17 protein-coding genes, 2 rRNA genes and 1 pseudogene (1 of these 20 running past the window's edge) are annotated in these 24653 nt (G+C 71.0%); 7 read left to right on the top strand and 13 right to left on the bottom strand.

The window, feature by feature from the left end; all coding sequences use genetic code 11:
- Positions 1-140: 140 nt before the first annotated feature.
- From JYK04_RS12100 to JYK04_RS12120, 5 genes are all read left to right on the top strand, one after another.
- The gene (locus tag JYK04_RS12100; RefSeq protein ID WP_189740457.1) at positions 141-1952 is read left to right on the top strand and encodes a glycoside hydrolase family 15 protein; all 1812 of its coding nucleotides are present in this window, start codon (positions 141-143) and stop codon (positions 1950-1952) included.
- A gap of 300 nt (positions 1953-2252) precedes the next feature.
- Entirely contained in the window at positions 2253-2588 is a 336-nt protein-coding gene (locus JYK04_RS12105) for a hypothetical protein (RefSeq protein WP_189739661.1), read from the top strand.
- Positions 2572-4884 carry a DUF3376 domain-containing protein gene (locus tag JYK04_RS12110; protein WP_189739658.1) on the top strand — a complete coding sequence of 771 codons (2313 nt, stop codon included), beginning with the start codon at positions 2572-2574 and terminating at the stop codon, positions 4882-4884. Before JYK04_RS12105 ends, JYK04_RS12110 begins: the two co-directional genes overlap by 17 nt.
- A gap of 304 nt (positions 4885-5188) precedes the next feature.
- Positions 5189-6571, top strand: coding sequence for an FAD-binding oxidoreductase (locus JYK04_RS12115; protein WP_189739655.1), 1383 nt, complete (start codon positions 5189-5191; stop codon positions 6569-6571).
- A gap of 35 nt (positions 6572-6606) precedes the next feature.
- Positions 6607-8226, top strand: coding sequence for a PucR family transcriptional regulator (locus JYK04_RS12120; RefSeq protein WP_189739652.1), 1620 nt, complete (start codon positions 6607-6609; stop codon positions 8224-8226).
- Positions 8227-8385: 159 nt separating this feature from the next.
- Here the strand turns inward: JYK04_RS12120 and JYK04_RS12125 are convergent, their stop codons facing one another.
- From JYK04_RS12125 to JYK04_RS12145, 5 genes are all read right to left on the bottom strand, one after another.
- Positions 8386-9507: a glycosyltransferase family 4 protein gene (locus tag JYK04_RS12125; protein WP_189739649.1), complete on the bottom strand. Its 1122-nt coding sequence runs from the start codon at positions 9505-9507 to the stop codon at positions 8386-8388.
- Positions 9508-9711: 204 nt separating this feature from the next.
- The gene (gene recN / locus JYK04_RS12130) at positions 9712-11436 is read right to left on the bottom strand and encodes a DNA repair protein RecN (protein WP_189740454.1); all 1725 of its coding nucleotides are present in this window, start codon (positions 11434-11436) and stop codon (positions 9712-9714) included.
- Positions 11437-11676: 240 nt separating this feature from the next.
- Positions 11677-12621 (bottom strand): NAD kinase, encoded by a 945-nt coding sequence (locus JYK04_RS12135; protein ID WP_229875673.1) that lies wholly within the window; start codon positions 12619-12621, stop codon positions 11677-11679.
- Positions 12618-13433 carry a TlyA family RNA methyltransferase gene (locus JYK04_RS12140; protein ID WP_189739646.1) on the bottom strand — a complete coding sequence of 272 codons (816 nt, stop codon included), beginning with the start codon at positions 13431-13433 and terminating at the stop codon, positions 12618-12620. Before JYK04_RS12140 ends, JYK04_RS12135 begins: the two co-directional genes overlap by 4 nt.
- Before the next feature lie 7 nt (positions 13434-13440).
- Positions 13441-13701 (bottom strand): hypothetical protein, encoded by a 261-nt coding sequence (locus JYK04_RS12145; protein WP_189739644.1) that lies wholly within the window; start codon positions 13699-13701, stop codon positions 13441-13443.
- Positions 13702-13765: 64 nt separating this feature from the next.
- On the opposite strand from JYK04_RS12145, the gene JYK04_RS12150 reads away from it, so the two are divergent.
- Positions 13766-14113, top strand: a complete 348-nt coding sequence (locus tag JYK04_RS12150) for an SCP2 sterol-binding domain-containing protein (RefSeq protein ID WP_189739641.1) — start codon at positions 13766-13768, stop codon at positions 14111-14113.
- 207 nt (positions 14114-14320) lie between these two features.
- Here JYK04_RS12150 and JYK04_RS12155 read toward each other — a convergent pair whose 3' ends face one another.
- From JYK04_RS12155 to JYK04_RS12170, 4 genes are read right to left on the bottom strand one after another with little or no spacing between them, the layout of a single operon-like run.
- Entirely contained in the window at positions 14321-15142 is an 822-nt protein-coding gene (locus tag JYK04_RS12155) for an ABC transporter ATP-binding protein (RefSeq protein WP_229875667.1), read from the bottom strand.
- Positions 15143-15147: 5 nt separating this feature from the next.
- Positions 15148-16248: a FecCD family ABC transporter permease gene (locus JYK04_RS12160; RefSeq protein ID WP_189739632.1), complete on the bottom strand. Its 1101-nt coding sequence runs from the start codon at positions 16246-16248 to the stop codon at positions 15148-15150.
- A complete protein-coding gene (locus tag JYK04_RS12165; protein WP_189739630.1) occupies positions 16245-17312 on the bottom strand; it encodes a FecCD family ABC transporter permease in 1068 nt (355 codons plus the stop codon). Before JYK04_RS12165 ends, JYK04_RS12160 begins: the two co-directional genes overlap by 4 nt.
- A gap of 49 nt (positions 17313-17361) precedes the next feature.
- Entirely contained in the window at positions 17362-18414 is a 1053-nt protein-coding gene (locus JYK04_RS12170; protein WP_189739627.1) for an HAD hydrolase-like protein, read from the bottom strand.
- A 113-nt stretch (positions 18415-18527) separates the two neighbouring features.
- On the opposite strand from JYK04_RS12170, the gene JYK04_RS12175 reads away from it, so the two are divergent.
- Positions 18528-19799 (top strand): DUF1015 family protein, encoded by a 1272-nt coding sequence (locus tag JYK04_RS12175; protein WP_189739624.1) that lies wholly within the window; start codon positions 18528-18530, stop codon positions 19797-19799.
- Positions 19800-19866: 67 nt separating this feature from the next.
- On the opposite strand, the gene JYK04_RS12180 is transcribed toward JYK04_RS12175, so the two are convergent.
- The 4 genes and pseudogenes from JYK04_RS12180 to JYK04_RS12195 all read right to left on the bottom strand — a co-directional run.
- Positions 19867-20673 (bottom strand): tetratricopeptide repeat protein, encoded by an 807-nt coding sequence (locus JYK04_RS12180; RefSeq protein ID WP_208809285.1) that lies wholly within the window; start codon positions 20671-20673, stop codon positions 19867-19869.
- Positions 20674-21120: 447 nt separating this feature from the next.
- A pseudogene (locus JYK04_RS42380) lies at positions 21121-21975 on the bottom strand (hypothetical protein); the annotation flags it as partial.
- A gap of 384 nt (positions 21976-22359) precedes the next feature.
- Positions 22360-22476, bottom strand: a 5S ribosomal RNA gene (gene rrf / locus JYK04_RS12190).
- 106 nt (positions 22477-22582) lie between these two features.
- Positions 22583-24653: ribosomal RNA gene (locus JYK04_RS12195) — 23S ribosomal RNA — on the bottom strand (it continues 1052 nt past the right edge of the window).

Genomic DNA, 24653 nt, shown 5'->3' on the forward strand with positions numbered 1-24653 from the left:
ACCGCCGGGCAGTCCGTCAGACGGCCTAACCGAGCCGATATACGGAATCATGGGCTCACGCGGAGATCCCTGCACACAGGAGACCGCGCAACCGCGCAATGCAAGCGCCCTTCGGGGCGGACGTGGCCGTTCGACTGGAGATGCACGTGTCCGGGCGCATCGAGGATTACGCACTCATCGGGGACATGCAGACCGCAGCACTGGTCTGCCGGGACGGGGCGGTGGACTGGCTGTGCCTGCCACGCTTCGACTCGCATGCCGTGTTCGCGAGCATTCTCGGCACCGAGGATCACGGGTTCTGGCGGATCGGCCCGTCGTTCCCGGCGGGCACCGAGGCCCCGCGTGCGACCCGCCGCCGCTACCGCGGTGACTCGCTGGTCCTGGAGTCGGAGTGGGACACCCCGCGCGGCAGGGTCCGCGTGATCGACTTCATGCCGCCCCGAGAGGATCACGCGCCCCAGCTGATCCGCATCGTGGAGGGCATCAGCGGGCGCGTCCCGATGCGCTCGGCACTGCGGATGCGTTTCAGCTACGGGCGGGTCGTGCCCTGGGTGCACCGCGTCGACGGGCGCACCGTGGCCGTGGCCGGCCCCGACTCCGTCTGGCTGGACGCCGACGCGCAGACCTACGGCAAGGACCTGACGACGTACTCCGACTTCACCGTCGGCCCCGGCGACCGGAAAGCCTTCAGCATCAGCTGGCAGGCCTCGCACCGCGACGCGCCCGAGACCCCGGACGCCGAGGCGGCCCTGGAGTCGACCACCGACTTCTGGCGCGAGTGGGTCGACCAGTGCACCTACCACGGGCCCTACCGGGAGGCCGTGATCCGCTCGCTGATCACCCTCAAGGCCCTCACGTACGGCCCCACGGGCGGGATCGTCGCCGCGCCCACCACCTCCCTCCCCGAGGAGATCGGCGGGGTCCGCAACTGGGACTACCGCTACACCTGGCTGCGGGACGCGGCGATCACCCTCTCCTCGCTGCTGCGCACCGGATACCGCGAAGAAGCCCGCGCCTGGCGCGAGTGGCTGCTGCGCGCGGTCGCCGGCGACCCGGAGAACCTGCAGATCATGTACGGGATCGCGGGCGAACGGGAGCTCGGCGAGACCGAACTGGACTGGCTGCCCGGATACGAGAACTCCCGTCCGGTCCGCGTCGGCAACGGCGCCGCGGGCCAGCTCCAGCTCGACGTGTACGGCGAGGTCACCGAGGCCCTGCACCTGGGCCACATGACCGGGCTCGCCCGCAGCGACTACGCCTCGCTGCTCCAGCTCAAACTGATCCGCTACCTGGAGACCCACTGGGACCAGCCGGACGAGGGCATCTGGGAGGTGCGCGGCCCGCGCCGCCACTTCGTGCACTCGAAGGTGATGGCCTGGGTGGCCGTCGACCGCACGATCAAGCTGATCGAGAGCGGGGACGCGGACGGCCCGCTGGAGCGGTGGCGCGAGCTGCGCGACGAGATCCACCAGGACGTGTGCGAGAAGGGCTACGACAAGGAGCGCAACACCTTCACCCAGTCGTACGGGTCGAAGGAGCTGGACGCCTCCCTGCTGCTGATCCCGCAGATGGGCTTCCTGCCGCCGGACGACAAGCGGGTCATCGGCACCATCGAGGCGATCCAGCGCGAGCTGTCGACGCCCGACGGTTTCATCCTGCGCTACCCGACGGCGGGCGAGGAGGCCGGCGTGGACGGCCTGGAGGGCGACGAGGGAGCCTTCCTGGCCTGCTCGTTCTGGATGGCCGACGACCTGGCGATGATCGGCCGGGTGGACGAGGCTCGGCGGCTGTTCGAGCGGCTGCTGTCGCTCCGCAACGACCTGGGGCTGCTCGCGGAGGAGTGGGACCCCCGGCTGCAGCGGCAGGTCGGGAACTTCCCGCAGGCCTTCAGCCACGTTCCGCTGATCGACACGGCCCTGCGGCTGACGGCCAGCGGGGCGTACGGGGGCTAGGTCGTCTCTTTCGGATCTTGTCGGCCGAGCTCGCGGCGTCCGGTGCCGTGCAGGGCAAGGCGGAGGAGCGCACCGTGTACTGGACGTACTCGGGCGCCCCGACAACGCGGCCAGGTGCGGTGCCGGGCGTCGCGGGCCCTGCAAGATCCGAAAGAGACGGCCCAGGTCGGTGTAGGTTCCCCGAACGCGTGGCCAATAGGACACGGACCCCGGTCGTCGTTTCCGCTGCCGGCCGGGGCAGGAACCCCAGCGTTCGGCGGCCAGTGGGGCCGCCTCGGAAATCGCGGGGTTGGTGGTCCGATGGGTACGGCGGTGGCCACGCCGGTACGGCTGAGTGTCCGGCGTGGTGACGAGGCCGTGGTGGAGGACCTGGAGTGGCCGTCTGTGCCGCTTGAGCTGCTGGGAGAGACCCGGCCGTCGCGGCTGGAGCTGGGGCGGCTGCTGTTCGCCGATTTCGCCGCGGGTGTGCGGCACATCGTCGCCCTGGTGGTCATTGGCTCATTCGGCAGTGCTGCGTGCCAAAGGGGGGCATTGAACCTGCGCCAAGAACCGACCCAGGCCACCCCATTTGGCTTCGGGCAGAGAGCGCAAACGGCTTCAGCGCGTCACCGTGACAGTTGTGGAGAAAACCGATGAAGAGATTCGCCTTGCACTGGTGATGAACGGGGGCGTCAGCCTCGCGGTCTGGATGGGTGGAGTCACGCACGAAATCGATCTGCTGCGGCGTGCCTCCGACCCGGCGGTGCCCCTCGCAACGGTCCGCGGAAGTGACCAGCCGGTCTTCGATCGGTGGCGAGGCGCATGTGACGGTTCGTCGGGAGGCCCACGGCGCCGTGTCATTGTCGACGTGGTGGCAGGTACGAGCGCCGGCGGACTGAACGGCACCCTTCTCGCCACTGCCATCGCGCGAGGTACCGCGCTGGATCCGGCCCCCGGCCTGGAAGGCGAAGACACGGTCCTTCCTAAGCTCAAGAAAATCTGGCGGGAAGACGCCGCCCTGGCGTTCGACAAGCTGCTGCCTCAGCCGGGTGAGACGCCGCGTCCGTCGATTCTCGATGGCGCCTTCTTCGCCGAGGCCGTCGACGGGGTGCTGGAAAGCATTGAACAGGTGCCCGCCGAGGGTGACTCGCTGCCGATCACCTTGTTCGTCACGGCCACGTCGCTGGGGTCAGCCGCACAGAACTACCAGGATGCGTTCGGTAACCTCATGGCCTGCCCTGATCACCGCCGGGTCTACCGCTTTGAGAAGCAAACCAGTCAGTGCACCTACCAGGCCGACCTCCTGGGTGAGGAGCCGTTGGAGAACGTATTTGCGAGGGATTTCCGCAACGACTTCAATCCAGCCACTGGCTATCCGAATGTGCTTGCCTCAGCCGCACGCTCCTCCGCTTCGTACCCCCTCGCCTTCGCACCGGTCTCCGAGTCGCAGATCCCTGTATCCCTGTGGGTGCGAGGGGTGGGCGAACCCTCGTGGGTCATGGACGGCGGCGTCCTGGACAACGCGCCCTTCGGGCCGGTGCTGGACGCCATCGCCAGCCGCGAGCTTTCGGGGCCTGTGCGGCGCCTGCTGGCCTACGTGGTGCCCTCCCCGGGTGTCCTCGGCCCATCCTCAGAGGGGGATGGTGCCCCACCCCTGTGGACCCGTGTCCTGGGCTCGGCGATCGGGCTCCCGCCTGAAGCGGACCTTCGAACAGACGTTGAGACCATTCAGTCGTTGCTCAGCCAAGCGGACGGGCTCGGTAGCGACAGCACGGCGTTCTTCGCTTCTCTGCTCGGCAACCCTGTCCTGGAGGAGGAGACCCAGGCAAGGGCCGAGCAGGCTCAAGCAACGGCCGAGTTGCTGCTACCGACCTATCGTGGGGCACGAATCATCGGTGCCATCTTCGAGGCTCGTCGACTGGTCGCAACCGCATCTCTAGCACCTACACCAACCGCAGAGACCGTCGAAGACCTGGGCGACATCGTTCCCCTCTGGGTACCGGAAGCAGGAGTCAACGGCCTGGCCGAGGAAGTGTGGCACTGGGGGGTAACCGGAGCGGAGCGGACGGTGCGCTTGTTCGTTCGCGACCTGCGCCGACGCCTGGATATGGCACCCGTAGAGACGAATCCAGCCGCCGGCCTCTCCGCGCTGACCAACCTATGGCTCCCGCGTATCGAGGCTGTGAAGCGAGCTTTCACCGAAGGCCTGCAGACAGAACTGCAGGGGGCGGGAGACGCTCCGGCTGAAGACATCGCGGCGTCGATTAATAGCGTGATCGAAGAGCTCCAGGTTCGTGAGGCGCTGGCCCTGCTCGTAGGCGGCGCCACGGCGGCCTACCGCGGGGCGGTCACATCTGGACTTTCCCAAGATGAGCTCCTGCAAAGCGCTTTGAACGTCGAAGTCATCTCTCGAGCCTTCCAAGCAAGGTCACCGTCACGCGCCGTCGCGCCGTTCGAATTCCTTCGGCTGGGCCCTGATGTGAAGACGCCCGTGCTCGGCGAGCCGCTGAGTGGCCAGATCATGAGTCAGCCCGAGCGTAAGCTTTATGGCACACAGATGGCGCACTTCGCTGCCTTCGGGCATCCCAGCTGGCGGGACTGGGACTGGCTGGTTGGTCGTCTGGATGCAGTCGCCCACCTCGGCAATGCGCTGGGCAGGGATGAAGCCTGGGTGTGGGAGACGCAAGTGGCGGTCCTGGAGAGTGAGAGCGTCAGCCTCGAGAGCCTGTCAACGGGCATGGAATCGATGCTGGACATGTCCTTGCCTCAGCTCATCAACAAACTGAGGGACCTACCAGACAACTATGGGCCCAACCTGGTACGCAACCTCGTGGCCTCGGCAGCGGATGGCCTTGCACACCTGGAAAACCCACCTGCCCTGCGGGTGCCCGCCCGAATCCTCGCTCGTGCCCGCAGACCGCTCAGGTGGTGGCTACGGCGCAAGGGGTTCTAGGGGCCTTCCTCGGCCGGCGCGCGTCTCGACTTTATTAATGCTGCAAGAAACATGCTTGAGGCTGGCGAGCCCATGCACGGTTGCAGGAAAGGGACACGCCAGTGGGACGAAGCGGTGGGCAAACCCTTCGGACTGGCACCGAAAGGTGCAGGTCGCAGCGCAGATAGAGGACAGCGAGCAGCGGACCCTGCACTCGGCTGCGGGCGGCTCGCCGGGGGCGCGGAACTTCTCGCCGTGCCCCCGTGATCGTCCGCGCCTACGCTGGAAGGGTCCTATGCCCTCCCTCCGGTGGAAGGGGGCAGCCATGGCTCCCCTGTCGAAGGCGGGCGCGGCCCTGACCGCGCTCCGCGAGGATCTGTCCGGCGAGGTCTTCGCTCCGGAGGATCCGGGATACGACGAGGCCCGGACCCTCTTCAACGCGATGATCGACCGCAGACCCGCCGTCATCGCCCAGTGCGAGAGCACGGCGGACGTGGTGACCGCGGTGCGGTTCGCGAGGGAACTGGACCTGAACATCGCCGTGCGCGGCGGCGGGCACAGCGTGGCCGGGATGTCCCTCAACGACGGCGGCCTCGTCGTGGACCTGCGGCGGATGCACGAGGTGACGGTCCATCCGGCCGCCGGGGCCGCGCACATCGACGGCGGAGCCACCATGAGCCACCTGGACCGGGCCTGCGAGCCGTACGGACTGGCGACGACCGGCGGCCGCGCCTCCACCACCGGTGTCGGCGGCTACGTACTGGGCGGCGGCAGCGGCTGGCTGGACCGGAAGTTCGGCCTGGCCGTGGACAACCTGCTGGGCGTGGACCTCGTCACCGCCGACGGCGAGCTCGTCCACGCGACCGCCGAGGAGCACCCGGAGCTGTTCTGGGGGCTGCACGGCGGCGGCGGGAACTTCGGCATCGCCACCTCGCTGACCCTGCGGCTGTACGAACTGCCCGTCATGTCGATCGCGTTCCTGCTGTACCTGCCGGAACGCGGACCCGAGGTGGTCCGTGCGTACCGGGACATCATCGAGGCCGCGCCGCCCGAGGCCTCGGGCGCCGCCCTCTACCTCACCGGCCCGCCCGAGGAGTTCGTCCCGCAGCACCTGGTCGGGCGGCTGCTGGCCGGGGCGCTGCTGACGTACGCGGGCCCCGAGGACGAGATGCGGAGGCTGGCCGAGCCGCTGCTGGCGATCCCCCACGAGTCGGAGATCGTCACGGCCATCCCGTACGCCGATCTCCAGTGCATGATCGACGACCCGCCCGGCATGCGGAACTACTGGTCGGCCGAGTACCTCACCGGCTGTCCCGACGCGTTCGTGGACGTCTTCTGCGCCCGCGCCGAGGCCATGCCGGTACCGACCGGCACCCAGCACCTGGTCTTCCCGCAGGGCGGCGCCGTGGCCTCCGGCCCGGCCGACTACCCGGTGCCGTACCGCGACTCGCCGTGGGCGGTGCACCCGTTCGGGATCTGGGAGGACGCGGCCGACGACGAGCGCTGCCGGCAGTGGGTCAAGGACGTCCGCGCCGACGCCCGGCCGTGGAGCACCGGCGCGGTCTACCTCAACTTCACCGGGGACGAGGGCGTGGAGCGGGTGGTCTCCGGCCTCGGAGCCGAGAACATGCAGCGGCTGGGCGCGCTGAAACGCCAGTACGACCCCGACAACATCTTCCGCTTCAACCACAACATCCAGCCCGCCTGACGATGGAGACGGGTCGGCCGGTAGCGTCCCGCGATATGGAAAACCAGGGCGGGATCACGGTTCAGCGGGCACTGGAACTGCCGGGGCTGCGCGGCGGACTGCCGGAGGTGGTGGCCTGCGCCGACCGTCTGGGCCGGACCGTCCGTTGGGTGCACGCGGGCGAGGTGCCGAACATCGCCTCCCTGCTCAAGGGCGGCGAGCTGCTGCTGACCACGGGCCTGGGCCTCGGCACCCGGCCGGCCGAGCAGCGGGCCTTCGTGCGCCGTCTCGCCGACCGCGGGATCGCCGCGCTCGTGGTCGAACTGGGCCCGCGCTTCTCCCGGCTGCCGGCGACCCTCGTGGAGACCGCGCGCTCGGCCGGACTGCCCCTGGTCCAGCTCCACCGGGAAGTCCCCTTCGTGGCGGTCACGGAGGAGGTCCACACCGAGATCGTCAACCACCACTACGCCCTGCTCCAGCGGGCCGAGGAGGTCCACCGCCGCTGTACGGAGGCCCTGCTGGGCGGTGGGGGCATCCCGCAGGTCCTGCGGATCCTGGCCGATTTCACGGGGAACCCGGTCTTCCTGGAGACCCCCGACGGGCAGCTCCTGTACGCGGCGGGCAGCGCGGCCGGGGACGCGGGCGCGGACCCGCTCCAGGTGTGGGAGGGCCTGCGGGGCCAGCGCGAGGCGGAACCCGCCACGAACACGGTGGTGGTCGACGTGCCGGGCGGGGGCCACGGCACCGGCTCGGTCCGGGCCCGGGTCGTCCTGGTCGGTGTCTCGGCCCCGCTGCTCCCGGTGCACCGGATGGCGGCCGAACGCACGGCGGGCGTCCTGGCCGTCGTCCTGATGCAGGCGCGGCAGGAGGAGGAGCTGGCGGCGCGCGGCCGCGGCGACTTCCTGACGGACCTGGCGGAGGGCCGCATCTCGGCGGAGGACGCACCGGCGCAGGCCCGGGTCCTGGGCTTCAAGCCGGGCGGCGGTCCGCTGCTGCCGGTGGTGATGCGGCTGGCCTCGGACCTCGGCCCGTCCGGCAACTGGGCCGTCCTGGCCCGTGCGGTGCTGGAGGAGCTGTCGTCGGTCGGGGTCCCGGTCCTGCTGGGCGTCCGCCCGGTCGAGGGCCGGGTGCCGCTGCTGGTCTCCCTGCGCGCGGAGTCGGAGCGCACGGCGGTGGCGGACCGGGTCTCGGCCGCGCTGCGGGCGGGCGTCGAACGCGCGGGCCTGGACCGGGCCGACGCGCCGCCGGCCGTGGTCGTCGGCGTGGCCGGCGGCTGGGCGGCGGCCTCGGCGGGCCTGCGCCACGCCGCGGAGACCGCGACGGCGGCCCACGGCCTGCCGGCGCGCCCCTGGTACGACGCGCGCCGCCTGGACATCGACCTGCTGCTGTGGCGGCTGCGCGAACACCCCGACCTGGCCGCCTTCGTGGACCGCGCGATCGGGCCGCTGCGCACGCACGACACGACGTCGCGTCCGCCGCTCCTGCCCACGCTGGAGACGTACCTGGCCCACGCGGGCCGCAAGGCGGAGACGGCGCGCGAGCTCCACCTGAACCGGCAGACGCTGTACAACCGGCTGGCCCGCATCTCGGAGCTCCTGGGCACGGACCTGGACGACCCCGAAACGGTCCTCTCCCTGAGCCTGGCCCTCCGCGCCCGCCGCCACACGCCGTCCTGACGCCACATCCAGCCTCGCCGGCGTTTGAGGCGCGAGGGTGCGGGGGTGCAGGGGGTGCGGGGGCGGAGCCCCCGGAACGGCGGCGCGCCCGGCCGGAAAGAGTACGGGGCGGAGCGCGGGCAGCCGGATCGCCGCCGGAATCCGTCACCCCGCCGGGGGCTACCTGCGGCGTTCCATCAGTTCGTCGTAGACCGACAGGACCTGCGCCACCGTGTCGTCCTCCGACGGCCACGTCGCGGCCTGGACGCGCCCCGCGGCCGCCAGCGCGGCCCGGCGGTCCGGGTCGGCCAGCAGGCCGGTCACGGCCGAGGCGAGCGGCCCCGCCTCTCCCGGCGGGACCAGGACCGCGCCCTCCCCCACCAGCTCCGGGACACCTCCCACCGCCGTGGCCACCAGCGGCACGCCCACCCGCAGCGCCTCCTGCGCCAGCAGCGCCCGCGCCTCCCACCGGCTCGGCAGCACCGCGAGGTCCGCCGCCGCCAGCAGTTGCACCGCGTCCCGGCGGCGCCCCAGCAGCCGTACCGGGAGCCCCTCCGCCTCGATCCGCCGGGCGAGCTCCGCCCGCAGCGGCCCCTCCCCCGCGATCACCAGCAGCGGTGACGGGTCCAGGCCGCGCCACTCCCGTGCCGCGTCGAGCAGTACGGAGTACCCGCGGTGCGGCACCAGGCTGCCGACGGCGATCAGCAGCGGCCGTTCCACCGCGCCGAGTTCCGCCCGTACCTTGCCGGGGTCGGCCGGCGTCTCGGGACCCGCCGGGCCTGCCGGTACCGCCACCGGGGCCAGCCGCGCGTCCCTGGCGCCCCGCAGCCGCGCGGCGTCCACCTGGTCGGAGGAGGCCCCGAGCACCACCGCCGCGGCCCGTGCGACGTGCCGCTCCAGCAACCGGCCCAACCGCCCGAGCGCACCGGCCGCCGCGGGGCCGTCGCCGTGCCAGGTCACCACCAGCGGCACCCGGCGCCCCCGTATGGCCAGGGCGGCGCGCATCCCGGCGCGCACGCCGTGCGCGTGCACGAGGTCCGCCCCGGCGCAGGCGGCCCGCAGCACGCTGACCGCGTCGGGCGCGAACTCCGCCCCGGCGCCGGTGAAGTCGTACTCCCCCTCCGCCTGGACGGGCGCGCACACCGTGACCCGGACCCCGCGCGCGGCGAGGCCGGTCGCGAGCGAGCGTACGTGCGCGCTGCTGCCCGCGCCCGCACCGCCGCCGAGTACCTGCACGGTGCGCAGCGGCGGCCGGCCGTAGGGCTGGGGCGGAAGGGAGGTGGAGACCGGGGAGCTGCTCACGGGCCGAAGCTCCAGGGTGAGGGAGTCAGATATGTCGCCAAGGATGCCAGTCCGCACGCGCGTTCCGGGACCATACGGGTGCGGATCCCGTACGAGATACCGCAGGACGACCCTCAGCCTCACCCACACGGGCTACCTCCGGGTCGGCCGGGGCACGGCGAAGGGCCCGGAACGCCCTGCGTTCCAGGCCCTCGCCGGCGCATCTCACGCGTCCGCGCGCGCCGCAGCCAGCAGTTCCTCGGCGTGCGCCCGGGCCGAGACCGAGTCCTCGTGGCCGGCCAGCATGCGCGACAGCTCGCGGATCCGGTCCTCGCCCTCCAGGACGGTGACCCCGCTCCGGGTGACCGATCCGTCGTTGGTCTTCTCGACGAGCAGCTGCCGGTCCGCGAAGGCCGCCACCTGCGGCAGGTGCGTGACGACCACGACCTGCGCCGACTTGGCCAGCTTGGCCAGCCGCCGCCCGACCTCGACCGCCGCCTTGCCGCCGACGCCCGCGTCGACCTCGTCGAAGAGGTAGGTGGGCACCGGGTCGGAGCCCGCGAAGACGACCTCGACGGCCAGCATCACCCGGGACAGCTCACCGCCCGAGGCGCCCTTGGCGATCGGCCGCGGCTGGGCGCCGGGGTGCGGGGCCAGCAGCAGCTCGACCTCGTCCGCGCCCGAAGGGCCGTAGGCGACCGGGCGGCCGTCCACGTCCACTCCGTCGGGGTCCTCGGCCTGCCGGATGTCGATGGTCACACGGGCGTGCGGCATCGCCAGCGAGGCCAGCTCCGCCGTCACCGCGGAGGCGAAGCGCGTCGCGGCCTCCACCCGGGCGTCCGTCAGCGCCTGCGCCAGCAGGGACAGTTCACCGCGCAGTCCGTCGCGCTCGGCGGTCAGCTCGGTGATCCGCTCGTCGTCTCCGTCCAGTTCCAGCAGCCGCGCCGCGCCCTGTTCGGCCCACTCCAGCACGGCTTCGACGGTGCCCGCGGAGCCGTACTTGCGGGTGAGCTGCGTCAGGGCGGCCCGCCGCTCCTCCACCGCGGCAAGCCGCAGCGGATCGGCGTCCAGGTCGTCGGCGTAGCCCGCCAGTTCCCCGGCCACGTCGGAGAGCAGGATGCCGAGTTCCCCGATCCGCTCGGCGAGGGCGCCGAGGGCCGGGTCGTGGGACCGTACGGATTCCAGCGCCCGGTGGGCACCCGCGACGAGCATGTTCGCGTCGACGGCCTCCGGGTCCTCGGGGTTGCCCGCGAGCGCGGCGTGCGCCAGCTGCGCCGCCGAGGACAGCGATTCGGCGTGTCCGAGCCGCTCCGCCTCGGCCGCGAGTTCGGTGTCCTCGCCGGCCACCGGTTCCACGGCCGCGATCTCGTCCAGTCCGAAGCGCAGCAGGTCCGCCTCCTGGGCACGCTCCCGGGCCCGGGTGGTGATCTCCTCCAGCTCGACGGCGACGGCGCGGAGCCTGCGGTAGGCCGAGCCGTACTTCTCCAGCGGGACGGCGACGGCGTCCCCGGCGTACCGGTCGAGGGCCTGCCGCTGCCGGGCGGGGCGCAGCAGGCCCTGCTGGTCGGTCTGCCCGTGTACGGCGACCAGGTCGTCGGCGAGCTCGGCGAGCAGGCCGACGGGCACGGAGCGGCCGCCGACGTGGGCGCGCGAGCGTCCTTCGGCGGACACGGTCCGGCTGATCAGCAGGACGCCGTCGTCGAGCTCGGCCCCGGCCTCCTCGGCGCGTACGGCGGCGGGGGCGTCGGGGCGCATGACAATGCGGCCCTCGACCACCGCGGCCTTGGCCCCGATCCGTACCAGGGCCGGGTCGGCGCGACCGCCGAGCAGCAGCCCGAGGCTGGTGACGACCATCGTCTTGCCCGCGCCGGTCTCGCCGGTCACCGCGGTGAATCCGGGCGACAGCTCGACCACCGCGTCGTCGATGACCCCGAGCGACCGTATCCGCATCTCCTCAAGCACGGGACGACGATACCGAGGTTTCATGGGTGCCATGTGACGTCACCCGTCCCGAGTTCTCCGAACGCATGTGCTATTTGCGCTCTCCCGGCCGAACTCCCCATCGCGCCACGGGGATAGAGGCCGGGAACCGGTTCGGACTCAATTCGGCTGAGCGACGCCCTCGACCCCTACGGCGTGTTCTCCCGGGGCCGCTTCGAAGGCCGCAGCCACCCGCCGCCCCGTGATCCGTCAGTGCGGCGCGCCGCGCCACCCCGACACCGGCAGTGCGAACTTGGCGACGAGCCGGTCCGTGAAGGACGCGTGGTGCAGCCGGGCGAGCCGCACCGGCACCGCGCCGCGCCGCACCTCGACCCGTGCCCCTGCGGGCAGCTCCAGCGTGCGCCGCCCGTCGCACCACAGCACGCCGTGCGGAGTGCCGTTCTGCACCTCCACCGCCAGCACCGAGGTCGGCGAGGTCACCAGCGGCTTCGCGAACAGCGCGTGCGCGCTGATCGGCACCATCAGCAGCGCCTCCACCTCCGGCCAGACCACCGGCCCGCCCGCGGAGAAGGCGTACGCCGTGGAACCCGTCGGAGTCGCGCAGACGATCCCGTCGCAGCCGAAACCCGTCACCGGGCGACCGTCGATCTCCAGGACCACCTCCAGCATCCGCTCCGGGGACACCTTCTGGACCGCGGCCTCGTTCAGCGCCCAGTCCCGGTGGACCACGTCGCCGTTCGTCCGCACGATCACGTCGAGCGTCATCCGCTCCTCGACCTCGTACGAGCGCGTCACCACCCGGTCCACGACCTTGTCCAGGTCGTCGCGCTCGGCCTCGGCGAGGAACCCCACCCGGCCCAGGTTGACGCCCAGCATCGGCACCCCCGAGGCGCGCGCGAACTCCGCGCCCCGCAGCAGGGTCCCGTCCCCGCCGAGGACGATGAGCAGCTCACACCCGTCGAGCGCCCCCGGAGTGGACTCGGTGACCAGCTCCACCTCGGGGGGCAGCGGCAGATCCACCGCCTCCTGCTCCATGACGCGTACGCCCAGCCCGCACCTGAGCAGACCCTGCACGACCAGCTCGGCGCTGCGGATGGCCGCAGGCCGCCCGGTGTGCGCGAGCAGGAAGACCGTCCGCCCTTCCCCCGAAATCCGTGAACCCGCTGTACCCGCCGAACCCGCTGAATCTGTCACTGCGGCCCCTCCACCACTGCACGGTCAACATCCGCCGGGTCGAGGGCCGGTGCCCCCGCCCGCAGCCACAGAAAGTACTCGACGTTCCCCGACGGCCCCGGCAGCGGACTCGCCGTGACCCCGAGAACACCCAGCCCCAGCTTCGCCGCCTGCGCCGCGACCTCGCGCACGGCCCCGGCCCGCAGCTCCGGGCTGCGCACCACGCCGCCGCTGCCCAGCCGGTCCTTGCCGACCTCGAACTGCGGCTTGACCATCAGCACCAGGTCCGCGTCCGGCGCGCAGCAGCGCACCAGCGCCGGCAGCACCAGACCGATGGAAATGAACGACAGGTCACCGACGACGAGGTCGACCGGGACCCCGTCGAGCTGCTCCACCGTCAGCTCGCGCACGTTCGTACGGTCCTTGACGGTGACCCGGTCGTCGCTCTGCAGCGACCAGGCCAGCTGCCCGTAGCCGACGTCCACGGCCATCACGTGGGCCACGCCCGAGCGCAGCAGCACGTCGGTGAAACCGCCCGTGGAGGCGCCGGCGTCCAGCGCGCGGCGGCCCTCGACGGCCAGCCCCTGCGGCTGGAAGGCCGCCAGCGCGCCGGCCAGCTTGTGGCCGCCCCGGGAGACGTATTCGGGGTCGCTGTCGTCCTTGCGGACCACCAGGGCCGCGCTGGTCTCGACCTGGGTGGCCGCCTTGGTCGCGGTGGTGCCGCCGACGGTCACCCGGCCCGCGGCGATCAGCTGCGCGGCGTGCTCGCGCGAGCGGGCCATGCTGCGGCGTACCAGTTCGGCGTCCAGGCGGCGGCGTGCCACTCCTGCCACGTTCGGTTCAGCTCCTGTTTTCGTACGGTCCGGGGACGGGCGGTGCGTCCAGCGCGGTCAGCGCCTCGCGCAGCCCCCGGTGGACATCCTCGTACACCTCGACGTGTCCGTCCGCCGCGAGGTGGTCCGCGTCCGCCAGCCGCGCCAGGTGCGCGTCCACGCCGGCGTGGCCGGTGGGCGTGCGTACGACGCCCAGCGGCACGGGCCCGGCCGGCTCGGCGGGCACGGCGGAGGCATCGACTCGGAGGTCGGCGGCTTCGTCGGTCATGCCCCGACGCTACCCCGAAGCGCCCCGCGACCACGCATGGCTCTGCGGTACGGTCGTGATCACGATGGCTACGATCCAGGAGTGCCGCGAAGCACTCGACAACCTCTCCGGCAATCTCGCGCGGGCCGACGGCGGCGTACGCGGCGCGGCCGCGTTCGACCGCTCCCTGAGCTGCCACATCACCGACCTGGACCAGACGTTCACGGGCCGCCTCGACGCGGGCCGGATCCGGGTGGACGCGGTCGCTCCGGGCCCGCCCGCGGCGAAGGCCGAGATCCGGCTCGCGATGACGGGCGACGACCTCGTGGCCCTGGTCGCGGGCGAGCTGAAATTCGCGAAGGCCTGGGCCTCGGGCCGAGTCCGCCTGGAAGCCGGCTTCCGCGACCTCCTCCGCCTCAAAAGCATGCTCTAGCCCCGCCCTCTTCCAGCCCGCCCCGCCCCGCCCCCCAGCCCCGCGGCCCTCCAGACCCGCCGGCGTTCGAGGCGCTCTTCCAACCTCGCCAGGGGGTACCTCCCAGCGGTAGCTGGGGGAGTTCGAGGCGCGGGGGTCCGGGGGCAGCGCCCCCGGCAACGGCGCCGCACCCGGCATCCGGAGCGGCACGACCCGCCCGGGCGGAAGCTACTCCGCCCGAGCCACCGCACGGGCCTTGCGCGCCGCCGGAACCACCAGCGGCGTCCCCGTCTCCGGATCCGGGATCACCTGGCAGCGCAGCCCGAAAACCTTCTCCACGAGCTCCGCCGTCACCACCTCCGCCGGCGGCCCCTCCGCGACGACCTTCCCGCCCCGCATCGCGATCAGGTGCGTGGCGTACCGGGCCGCGTGATTCAGATCGTGCAGCACCGCCACCAGCGTCCGCCCCTGCGTCTCGTGCAGCTCCGCGCACAGGTCCAGCACGTCGATCTGGTGCTGGATGTCCAGGTACGTCGTCGGCTCGTCGAGCAGCAGCAGCGGCGTCTGCTGGGCCAGCGCCATCGCGATCCACACGCGCTGCCGCTGCCCGCCCGACAGCTCGTCCACGGCCCGGTCGGCGAGCTCGGCGACCCCCGTCGAGGCCATCGACTCCTTCACGACCCGCTCGTCCTCGGCCGACCACTGCCGCAGCAGCCCCTGGTGCGGGTACCGGCCGCGCGAGACCAGGTCGGCCACCGTGATGCCGTCGGGCGCGATCGAGGACTGCGGGAGCAGGCCCAGGGTCTTGGCCACCTTCTTCGCGGGCAGCGACCCGATGGCCTGCCCGTCCAGCAGCACCCGCCCGGTGGACGGCTTCAGCATCCTCGACAGGGCCCGCAGCAGCGTGGACTTGCCGCAGGCATTGGGGCCGACGATCACCGTGAAGGAGTGGTCGGGGATCTCCACCGACAGGTTCTCGGCGATGACCCGCTGGTCGTAGCCGAGGGTCACGTTCTCCGCGGTCAGCCGCTGCACTTGGGTACTCCTCATCAGGTTCATATACGTCCCGCCTTGCGCTCGGTGACGAGCAGCCAGAGCAGGTAGACACCGCCGACGAGGCCGGTCACCACACCCACCGGCAGCTGGTCGGAGCCGAAGGCCCGCTGCGAGGCCCAGTCGGACACCATCAGCAGCACCGAGCCCATCAGGGCGGCGTTCACCAGGTTCCCGCCGGGCGAGCGGGTCAGCCGCCGGGCCAGCTGCGGGGCGGCCAGCGCGACGAAGCTGATGGGCCCGGCCGCAGCGCTCGCCGCGGTGGTGAGCAGGACCGCCGCCAGCATCAGCAGCATCCGCGTCCGCTCCACCCGCACCCCGAGCGCGTACGCGGCGTCGTCGCCCATCTCCATCATCCGCAGGGCCCGGCCCTGCCCGAGGACCAGCGGGAGGAGCACCGCGCACACCGCGAGCAGCGGCCACACCTGCGCCCAGTCCCGGCCGGCCAGCGAGCCGGTCAGCCAGACCATGGCACGGGTGGCCTCGATCAGCTGGGCCTTCGTGATCAGGTACTGGATCACGGCGATCAGGATGGCGGAGGCGCCGATCCCGACCAGCACCAGCCGGTAGCCCTGGATGCCCTGCTTGTAGGCGAGCAGGTAGACGGCGACTCCGGCCAGCAGGCCGCCGGCCAGCGCGCCGGCGGCCACCTCCGTGGCGCCGCCCTTGAACAGGACGATGACGACGAGCGCGCCGACCGCCGAGCCGTAGCCGAAGCCGAGCATGTCCGGGGAGCCCAGCGGGTTGCGGGAGACGGACTGGAAGACGGCTCCGGAGATCCCGAGCGCCGCGCCGACGAGCAGCGCGACCAGGACTCGCGGCAGCCGCAGGTCGTTGACGATGAAGTCGGTGGCGGGGGTGCCGTTGCCGAGCAGGGTCTGTACGACGTCCCACGGCGCGATCTCGAAGTCGCCGGTGCCGATGAGCACGACGGCCATCGCGAGCGCCGCGACGGTCAGCAGGACCCCGACGGCCAGGGCGCGCCGCTCGACGCGCAGCGAGACCCCGCCGGGCAGGCGCAGCGGGCGGGGTCCGGACCGGCGGCCCTTGCCGGGGGTGTCGGTCGCGGTCGTGGGCGCGGTCGTGGGCGCGGTCGCGGTCACAGCTGGGCCATCCTCTTGCGCCGAACCAGGTAGATGAAGACCGGGCCGCCGATGAGCGCGGTCACGACGCCGACCTGCAGTTCGGCGGGCCGGGTGACGACCCGGCCGACGATGTCGGAGCCGAGCAGCAGGACCGGTGACAGGACGGCCGAGTACGCGAGCACCCAGCGCATGTCGGGACCGGTGAAGGCCCGGACGAGGTGCGGGACCATCAGCCCGATGAAGACGATGGGACCGCACGCGGCGGTCGCCGCACCGCACAGCAGGGTGATGGCGACCATGGCGCCGATCCGGGTCCGCGTCAGGTGGGCGCCGAGCGCCCGTGCCGTGTCGTCGCCCATCGCCATCGCGTTGAGCGGCCGGCCCAGCACCAGTGCGAGCACCGCGCCGACGAGCAGGAAGGGGGCCACTTGCCGGACGGTGTCCATGTTGGCCGAGGCCAGCGAACCCACCGTCCAGAAGCGCAGCTTGTCCAGCGCCTTGCTGTCCATCAGCTGCACGGCGTTGATGTAGCCGACGAGCGCCGCGCTGGCCGCCGTACCGGCGAGCGCGAGGCGCACCGGGGTCGCGCTGCGGCTGCCGCCGAGCACGTACACGAGGACGGAGACGAAGGCGGCACCGAGGAAGGCCCACCACACGAACTCGCTCAGCGAACTCGCGCCGAAGAAGCTGATCGCGGAGACCACGGCGGCCGCGGCGCCGGCGTTGACGCCGAGGATGCCGGGCTCGGCCAGCGGGTTGCGGGTCAGCGCCTGCATCACGGCACCGGACAGGCCGAGTCCGAGCCCGACCATCAGCCCGAGCAGGGTGCGCGGGATCCGCAGATCCCGCACCACCACGTCGGAGGGCGTGCCCGCGTAGGCGAACAGGCCGTGCCAGACCTCGTCCAGGGACATCTGCTTGGCGCCCACGGCAATGCTCACGACGGCGATCAGGGCCAGCACCGCGAGAGCGGCGAGCAGACCGGCGGCGCGCGCGGCATGGCGCGGGCGGGCTGCGGAGGCGGCGGCGCCCTCGTCGGGCGCCGCGCTCCGTTCGGGTTCAGGGGGACTCTCGACCAACACGCAGGTTAGGCTAACCTACCTTCCGCACAGGTGGATCCCCGGACGGCCCTCAAAGACCCAGCCTGGCCAGCGCCTTCGCCGCGTCGAACGTGCAGACCCCGTCCCCGGCCACCGTCCAGGCCGCCGCGCACAGCGCCCGCAGCCCGTCGAGCGGATCCCCGGCCTCCCCGCCTTCTCCGGCCTCCCGGAGCTCGAGCACGCCGCCGTTCGTCGCGACCGCCGTCCAGCCGCCGCAGCGGAAACCCTCCGCGCACGGCTCCACTTCCGGCTGCCCGGCCAGCAACCCCCGCAGATCCCGGTCCACATAGGTCGGGCGGTGCCTGGGCTCGGCCCGCAGCAGCTGCTCCGCGTCCGTGACCCCGGTCAGCACCAGCAGCGAGTCCACCTCCCCGTTGAAGGCACCCTCGATGTCGGTGTCCAGCCGGTCCCCCACCACCAGCGGCCGCCGCGCCCCGGTCCGCAGCACCGTCTCCCGGTGCATGGGGGGCAGCGGCTTGCCCGCCACCTGCGGCTCGGCACCCGTGGCGATCCGTACGACCTCCACCGCGGCCCCGTTGCCCGGCGCGATCCCCCGCGCCCCCGGAATCGTCAGGTCGGTGTTGGACGCGAACCACGGCACCCCGCGGTTGATCGCGTACGAGGCCTCCGCGAACCGCCCCCACGGCAGGTCGGGACCCCCGTACCCCTGGACGACCGCCGCGAGCCCCTCCTCCTCGGCCGACTCCACCGGCACCAGACCGCGCTCGCGCAGCGCGACCCGCAGCCCTTCCCCTCCGATCACCAGCACCTTCGACCCCGGCTCCACCTGCTCCGCGATCAGCCGGGCCACCGCCTGCGCCGAGGTGATCACCTCGGCCGCCTCCGTCGGAATGCCCAGCTCGCCCAAGTGCTCCGCGACCGCGTCCGGCGTCCGCAGCGCGTTGTTCGTGACGTACGCGAGGTGCATCCCGTCCGCCCGGGCCGCCGCGAGGGACTCCACCGCGTGAGCGATGGCCTCACCGCCCGCGTACACCACCCCGTCCAGATCCAGCAGCGCGGTGTCGTACGCCTGGTGCAGACTCTGCTCACTCGCCGCGGGACTGGTCCTGCTCTGCCGGGTCATCCTGTCCGCTCCTCCTGGTGCCCTTCCCGGCCGTAGCCGGGGGAGATCGACCTTGTCCGATTCCGTACTGCCCCGATCATCCCGCATGGCGAGACGCGTCTTACCATGCACCAATGACCACATCTGGTACCGCGGAGCATGGGCTGCGCCTGATCCCGTTCCATGGCCTGCGCTACGTCCCCGAGCGTGTCGGCAGCCTCGCCGCCGTCACCTCGCCGCCGTACGACGTGGTCGTGCGTCCCGACGGAGTCGACCACCTCGAATCCGCCGACCCGCACAACATCGTCCGCCTGATCCTCCCGCAGGCGGGTACCCCGGCCGCGCGCAACGAGCAGGCCGCGCGCACCCTGCACGACTGGCTCGCCCAGGGCATCCTCACCGCCGACCCCGAGCCCGCGCTCTACGTGTACGAGCAGCGCCGGGCCGGCCTGCTCCAGCGCGGCCTCATCGGCGCCCTCGCCCTGTCCACCGCCGACGCCGGCATCGTCCTGCCCCACGAGGACGTCATGCCGGACGTGGTCACCGACCGGGCCGGGCTGATGCGGGCCACCTCCGCCAACCTCGAACCCCTCCTGCTCACCTACCGGGGCGACGATCCCGGCACGGGAGCGGCCGCGGTCGTCGAACGGACCGCCCAGCTCGCCCCCCTCCTGTCGACCACCACCGAGGACGGCTTCCAGCACCGCCTGTGGGCCATCACGGATCCGGCCGAACTCGACACCGTGATGGCGGACCTCAGCCACCGCCAGGCCCTCATCGCCGACGGCCACCACCGCTGGGCGACGTACCTGCGCCTCCAGGAGGAGCACGGCTCCCCCACCGCCTGGGACTTCGGCCTGGTCCTGCTGGTGGACACCGCCCGCTATCCGCTCCAGGTCCGCGCCATCCACCGGATGCTGCGCCGCCTCCCGGTGGCGGACGCCCTCGCCGCCCTCGACGGCCACTTCCGCGTCCGCCCGGTCGAGGGACCGCTCCCGCTGGCCCTGGACACCCTCGCGGACGCCTCGGAGCGCGGCAACGCCTTCCTGCTGGCCGGCGACGGCGCCTTCCACCTGGTCACCGACCCTGACCTGGCGCTCCTGGACACCACGGTCCGCCACGACCGCCCCGAGGCCTGGCGCCGGCTGGACGCCACCGTCCTGCACGCGACCCTGCTCGACGCCCTCTGGCACATCCCGGACGCCCCGGACGAGATCACGTACATCCACGACGCCGCGGCCACCGTGGCCATGGCCGAGCGGCACGGCGGCACGGCGGTCCTGCTGCATCCCGTGCGCGAGGAAGTCGTACGGGACCTGGCGCGCCAGGGCGTCACCATGCCCCGCAAGTCCACGTCCTTCGGACCGAAACCGGCCACCGGCCTGGTCCTGCGCGGCCTGGGCTGACCACTTCCGGACATGAAGAAGGGCGGTACCCCGGCCGGGGTACCGCCCTTCTTCATGTCACCGTGCCTCAGGCCTTTTCGCCCTCGGCGTCGCCCTCGACGTCGGCGCCGGCCTCGGACTGCTCCAGCGGCTCGTACTCCTCGTCGTCCTCGTCGTAGTACTCGGCGACGTCGGAGGCGCGCTCGGCCGCGGCGATCTCCGCCGGGTCCTCGTCGTCCTCGTCGTCGTCCTCGTCATCGGCGACGTCGGACAGGTCGATCGAAGCGTCGACGAACTCGACACCGTCGAGCTCGGCGAGACGGTCGGAGGCGTCGGTCGCGCCGTCCTTGTCCGCTTCGAGGGTCTTGCCGAACCACTCGCGCGCCTCGTCCTCACGACCGGCCGCCAGCAGGGCGTCGGCGTAGGCGTACCGCAGGCGCGCGGTCCACGGCTGGACGGAGTTGGAGGCCAGCTCCGGGCTCTGCAGGGTCACGATGGCCGCTTCGAGCTGCCCCTGGTCCCGCCGCGCACCGGCCGCGACCAGACGCATCTCGACCTGGCCGGCCTTGTCCAGCTTCTGCACCTCGGGCTCGCCGGCCATGGCCAGCGCCCGCTCCGGGCGGCCGAGGCCGCGCTCGCAGTCGGCCATGACGGGCCACAGCTCGACCGAGCCGGTCATGCGCTTGGCGGCGCGGAACTCCGCGAGGGCCTCGCTGTACTTCTGCGTGGCGTACGCGGCGAAGCCGGCGGCCTCGCGTACGGCGGCGACGCGGGAGGCCAGCCGCAGGGCGATGCGCGAGTACGCGTACGCCTGCTCGGGCTCCTCGTCGATCAGCCGGGCGACCATGACGAGGTTCTTGGAAACCTCTTCGGCCAGGCCCTTGGGCAGGCTCAGCAGCTCCTGACGGACATCGGCGTCGATCTCGAAGCCGGTGACGTCCTCGTCGATCGGAAGCCGCTTGACCGGGTCCCGGTCGCGGTCCGCGCGGTAGTCGCGGTCGCCGCCGCGGTCATCGCGACCGCCACGGTAGCCGCCACGGTCACCACCGCGATCGTCACGGCCACCACGGAACCCGCCGCGGTCGCCGCCGCGGTCGTCACGGCGCGGGTAGGACGGGCGGTCGCCGCCACGGTCGTCACGACCGCCACGGTAGCCACCACGGTCGTCCTCACGACGGGGGTAGGACGGACGGTCGCCACCGCGGTCGTCACGGCGGAAACCGCCGCCACCACCGGAGGGACGCCCACCACGGTCGTCATCGCGACGGGGGTAGGAGGGACGGTCGCCACCGCGGTCGTCACGGCCGCCACGGAACCCGCCACGGTCGTCATCGCGACGCGGGTACGAGGGACGGTCGCCGCCACGGTCGTCACGACGCGGGTACGACGGGCGGTCCCCACCGCGGTCGTCACGGCGGAAACCGCCGCCACCACCGGAGGGACGCCCACCACGGTCGTCGTCACGGCGCGGGTACGAGGGACGGTCCCCACCGCGGTCATCGCGACGCGGGTAGCTGGGGCGGTCGCCACCGCGGTCGTCACGGCCGCCACGGAACCCACCGCGGTCGTCGTCACGACGGGGGTACGAGGGACGGTCCCCACCGCGGTCGTCACGACGCGGGTACGACGGACGGTCCCCACCGCGGTCGTCACGGCGGAAACCGCCGCCACCACCGGAGGGACGCCCACCACGGTCGTCATCACGGCGCGGGTAGGACGGACGGTCGCCACCGCGGTCGTCACGGCGGAAACCGCCGCCACCACCGGAGGGACGCCCACCACGGTCGTCGTCACGGCGCGGGTACGAGGGACGGTCCCCACCGCGGTCATCGCGACGCGGGTAGCTGGGGCGGTCGCCGCCACGGTCGTCACGGCCGCCACGGAACCCACCGCGGTCGTCGTCACGACGGGGGTACGAGGGACGGTCCCCACCGCGGTCGTCACGACGCGGGTACGACGGACGGTCGCCACCACGGTCGTCACGGCGGAAGCCGCCACCGCCGCCGGCACCGCCGGAGGGGCGGCCACCACGGTCATCGTCACGGCGCGGGTACGAGGGACGGTCCCCACCGCGGTCATCGCGACGCGGGAAGCTGGGGCGGTCGCCGCCACGGTCGTCACGGCGGAAGCCGCCACCGCCGCCGGCACCGCCGGAGGGGCGGCCACCACGGTCATCGTCACGACGGGGGTACGAGGGGCGGTCGCCACCGCGGTCGTCACGGCGGAAACCGCCGCCACCACCGGAGGGACGCCCACCACGGTCATCGCGACGGAAGCCTCCGCCGCTGCTGGACGGTCGGCCACTGGCACCACGGTCGTCACGACGGAACGGGGGACGGTCGCCACCACGGTCGTCACGGCCCCCGCGGTAGCCGCCCCTGTCACCGCCGTCGTTGCGCCGAGGCTCGCGCTCCGGACGATCGTCGGGAGAGTTGGACATGGGTGTGACTCCTGTCTTCGGGGTACCGCTAGTCATTCTCGCGCAACCAACCCATGGCCGCGCTTCGGCGTAAAGAGGTGAAAAACAAAAAGGACCCTTGGTCCAGCGTTGAACGCTGGACCAAGGGTCCTTTGAAAGATTGTTCGGCGGCGTCCTACTCTCCCACAGGGTCCCCCCTGCAGTACCATCGGCGCTGAAAGGCTTAGCTTCCGGGTTCGGAATGTAACCGGGCGTTTCCCTAACGCTATGACCACCGAAACCCTATCGGTTTCGAGCGAACAAGCACACTTTGTAGTTATGTTCTAGCTCTAGAAACCAGCAACTGTTCGTTGCTTCAGAACTAACACAGTGGACGCGAGCAACTGAGGACAAGCCCTCGGCCTATTAGTACCAGTCAGCTTCACCCGTTACCGGGCTTCCACATCTGGCCTATCAACCCAGTCGTCTACTGGGAGCCTTACCCTCTCAAGGAGGTGGGAATACTCATCTTGAAGCAGGCTTCCCGCTTAGATGCTTTCAGCGGTTATCCCTCCCGAACGTAGCCAACCAGCCATGCCCTTGGCAGGACAACTGGCACACCAGAGGTTCGTCCGTCCCGGTCCTCTCGTACTAGGGACAGCCCTTCTCAATATTCCTACGCGCACAGCGGATAGGGACCGAACTGTCTCACGACGTTCTAAACCCAGCTCGCGTACCGCTTTAATGGGCGAACAGCCCAACCCTTGGGACCGACTCCAGCCCCAGGATGCGACGAGCCGACATCGAGGTGCCAAACCATCCCGTCGATATGGACTCTTGGGGAAGATCAGCCTGTTATCCCCGGGGTACCTTTTATCCGTTGAGCGACGGCGCTTCCACAAGCCACCGCCGGATCACTAGTCCCGACTTTCGTCCCTGCTCGACCCGTCGGTCTCACAGTCAAGCTCCCTTGTGCACTTACACTCAACACCTGATTGCCAACCAGGCTGAGGGAACCTTTGGGCGCCTCCGTTACCCTTTGGGAGGCAACCGCCCCAGTTAAACTACCCATCAGACACTGTCCCTGATCCGGATCACGGACCGAGGTTAGACATCCAGCACGACCAGAGTGGTATTTCAACGGCGACTCCACAACCACTGGCGTGGCTGCTTCAAAGTCTCCCACCTATCCTACACAAGCCGAACCGAACACCAATATCAAACTGTAGTAAAGGTCCCGGGGTCTTTCCGTCCTGCTGCGCGAAACGAGCATCTTTACTCGTAGTGCAATTTCACCGGGCCTATGGTTGAGACAGTCGAGAAGTCGTTACGCCATTCGTGCAGGTCGGAACTTACCCGACAAGGAATTTCGCTACCTTAGGATGGTTATAGTTACCACCGCCGTTTACTGGCGCTTAAGTTCTCAGCTTCGCAACCCCGAAAGGTCACTAACCGGTCCCCTTAACGTTCCAGCACCGGGCAGGCGTCAGTCCGTATACATCGCCTTACGGCTTCGCACGGACCTGTGTTTTTAGTAAACAGTCGCTTCTCGCTGGTCTCTGCGGCCACCCCCAGCTCACGGAGCAAGTCCGATCACCAGTGATGGCCCCCCTTCTCCCGAAGTTACGGGGGCATTTTGCCGAGTTCCTTAACCATAGTTCACCCGAACGCCTCGGTATTCTCTACCTGACCACCTGAGTCGGTTTAGGGTACGGGCCGCCATGAAACTCGCTAGAGGCTTTTCTCGACAGCATAGGATCATCCACTTCACCACAATCGGCTCGGCATCAGGTCTCAGCCTTAATGAGGGACGGATTTGCCTACCCCTCGGCCTACACCCTTACCCCGGGACTACCACCGCCCGGGCTGGACTACCTTCCTGCGTCACCCCATCGCTTACCTACTACAAGTCTGGTTCGTCGGCTCCACCACTTTCCTTTCCCCGAAGGGTCCGGAACGGCTTCACGGACTTAGCATCGCCTGATTCGATATTGGGCGTTTCAAAGCGGGTACCGGAATATCAACCGGTTGTCCATCGACTACGCCTGTCGGCCTCGCCTTAGGTCCCGACTTACCCTGGGCAGATCAGCTTGACCCAGGAACCCTTAGTCAATCGGCGCACACGTTTCTCACGTGTGTATCGCTACTCATGCCTGCATTCTCACTCGTGAACCGTCCACAACTAGCTTCCGCTGCTGCTTCACCCGGCACACGACGCTCCCCTACCCATCACAGCAGGCGTTGGCCCTATTGCTGCAATGACACGACTTCGGCGGTACGCTTGAGCCCCGCTACATTGTCGGCGCGGAATCACTTGACCAGTGAGCTATTACGCACTCTTTCAAGGGTGGCTGCTTCTAAGCCAACCTCCTGGTTGTCTCTGCGACTCCACATCCTTTCCCACTTAGCGTACGCTTAGGGGCCTTAGTCGATGCTCTGGGCTGTTTCCCTCTCGACCATGGAGCTTATCCCCCACA

Source organism: Streptomyces nojiriensis (assembly GCF_017639205.1).
GTDB lineage: Bacteria > Actinomycetota > Actinomycetes > Streptomycetales > Streptomycetaceae > Streptomyces > Streptomyces nojiriensis.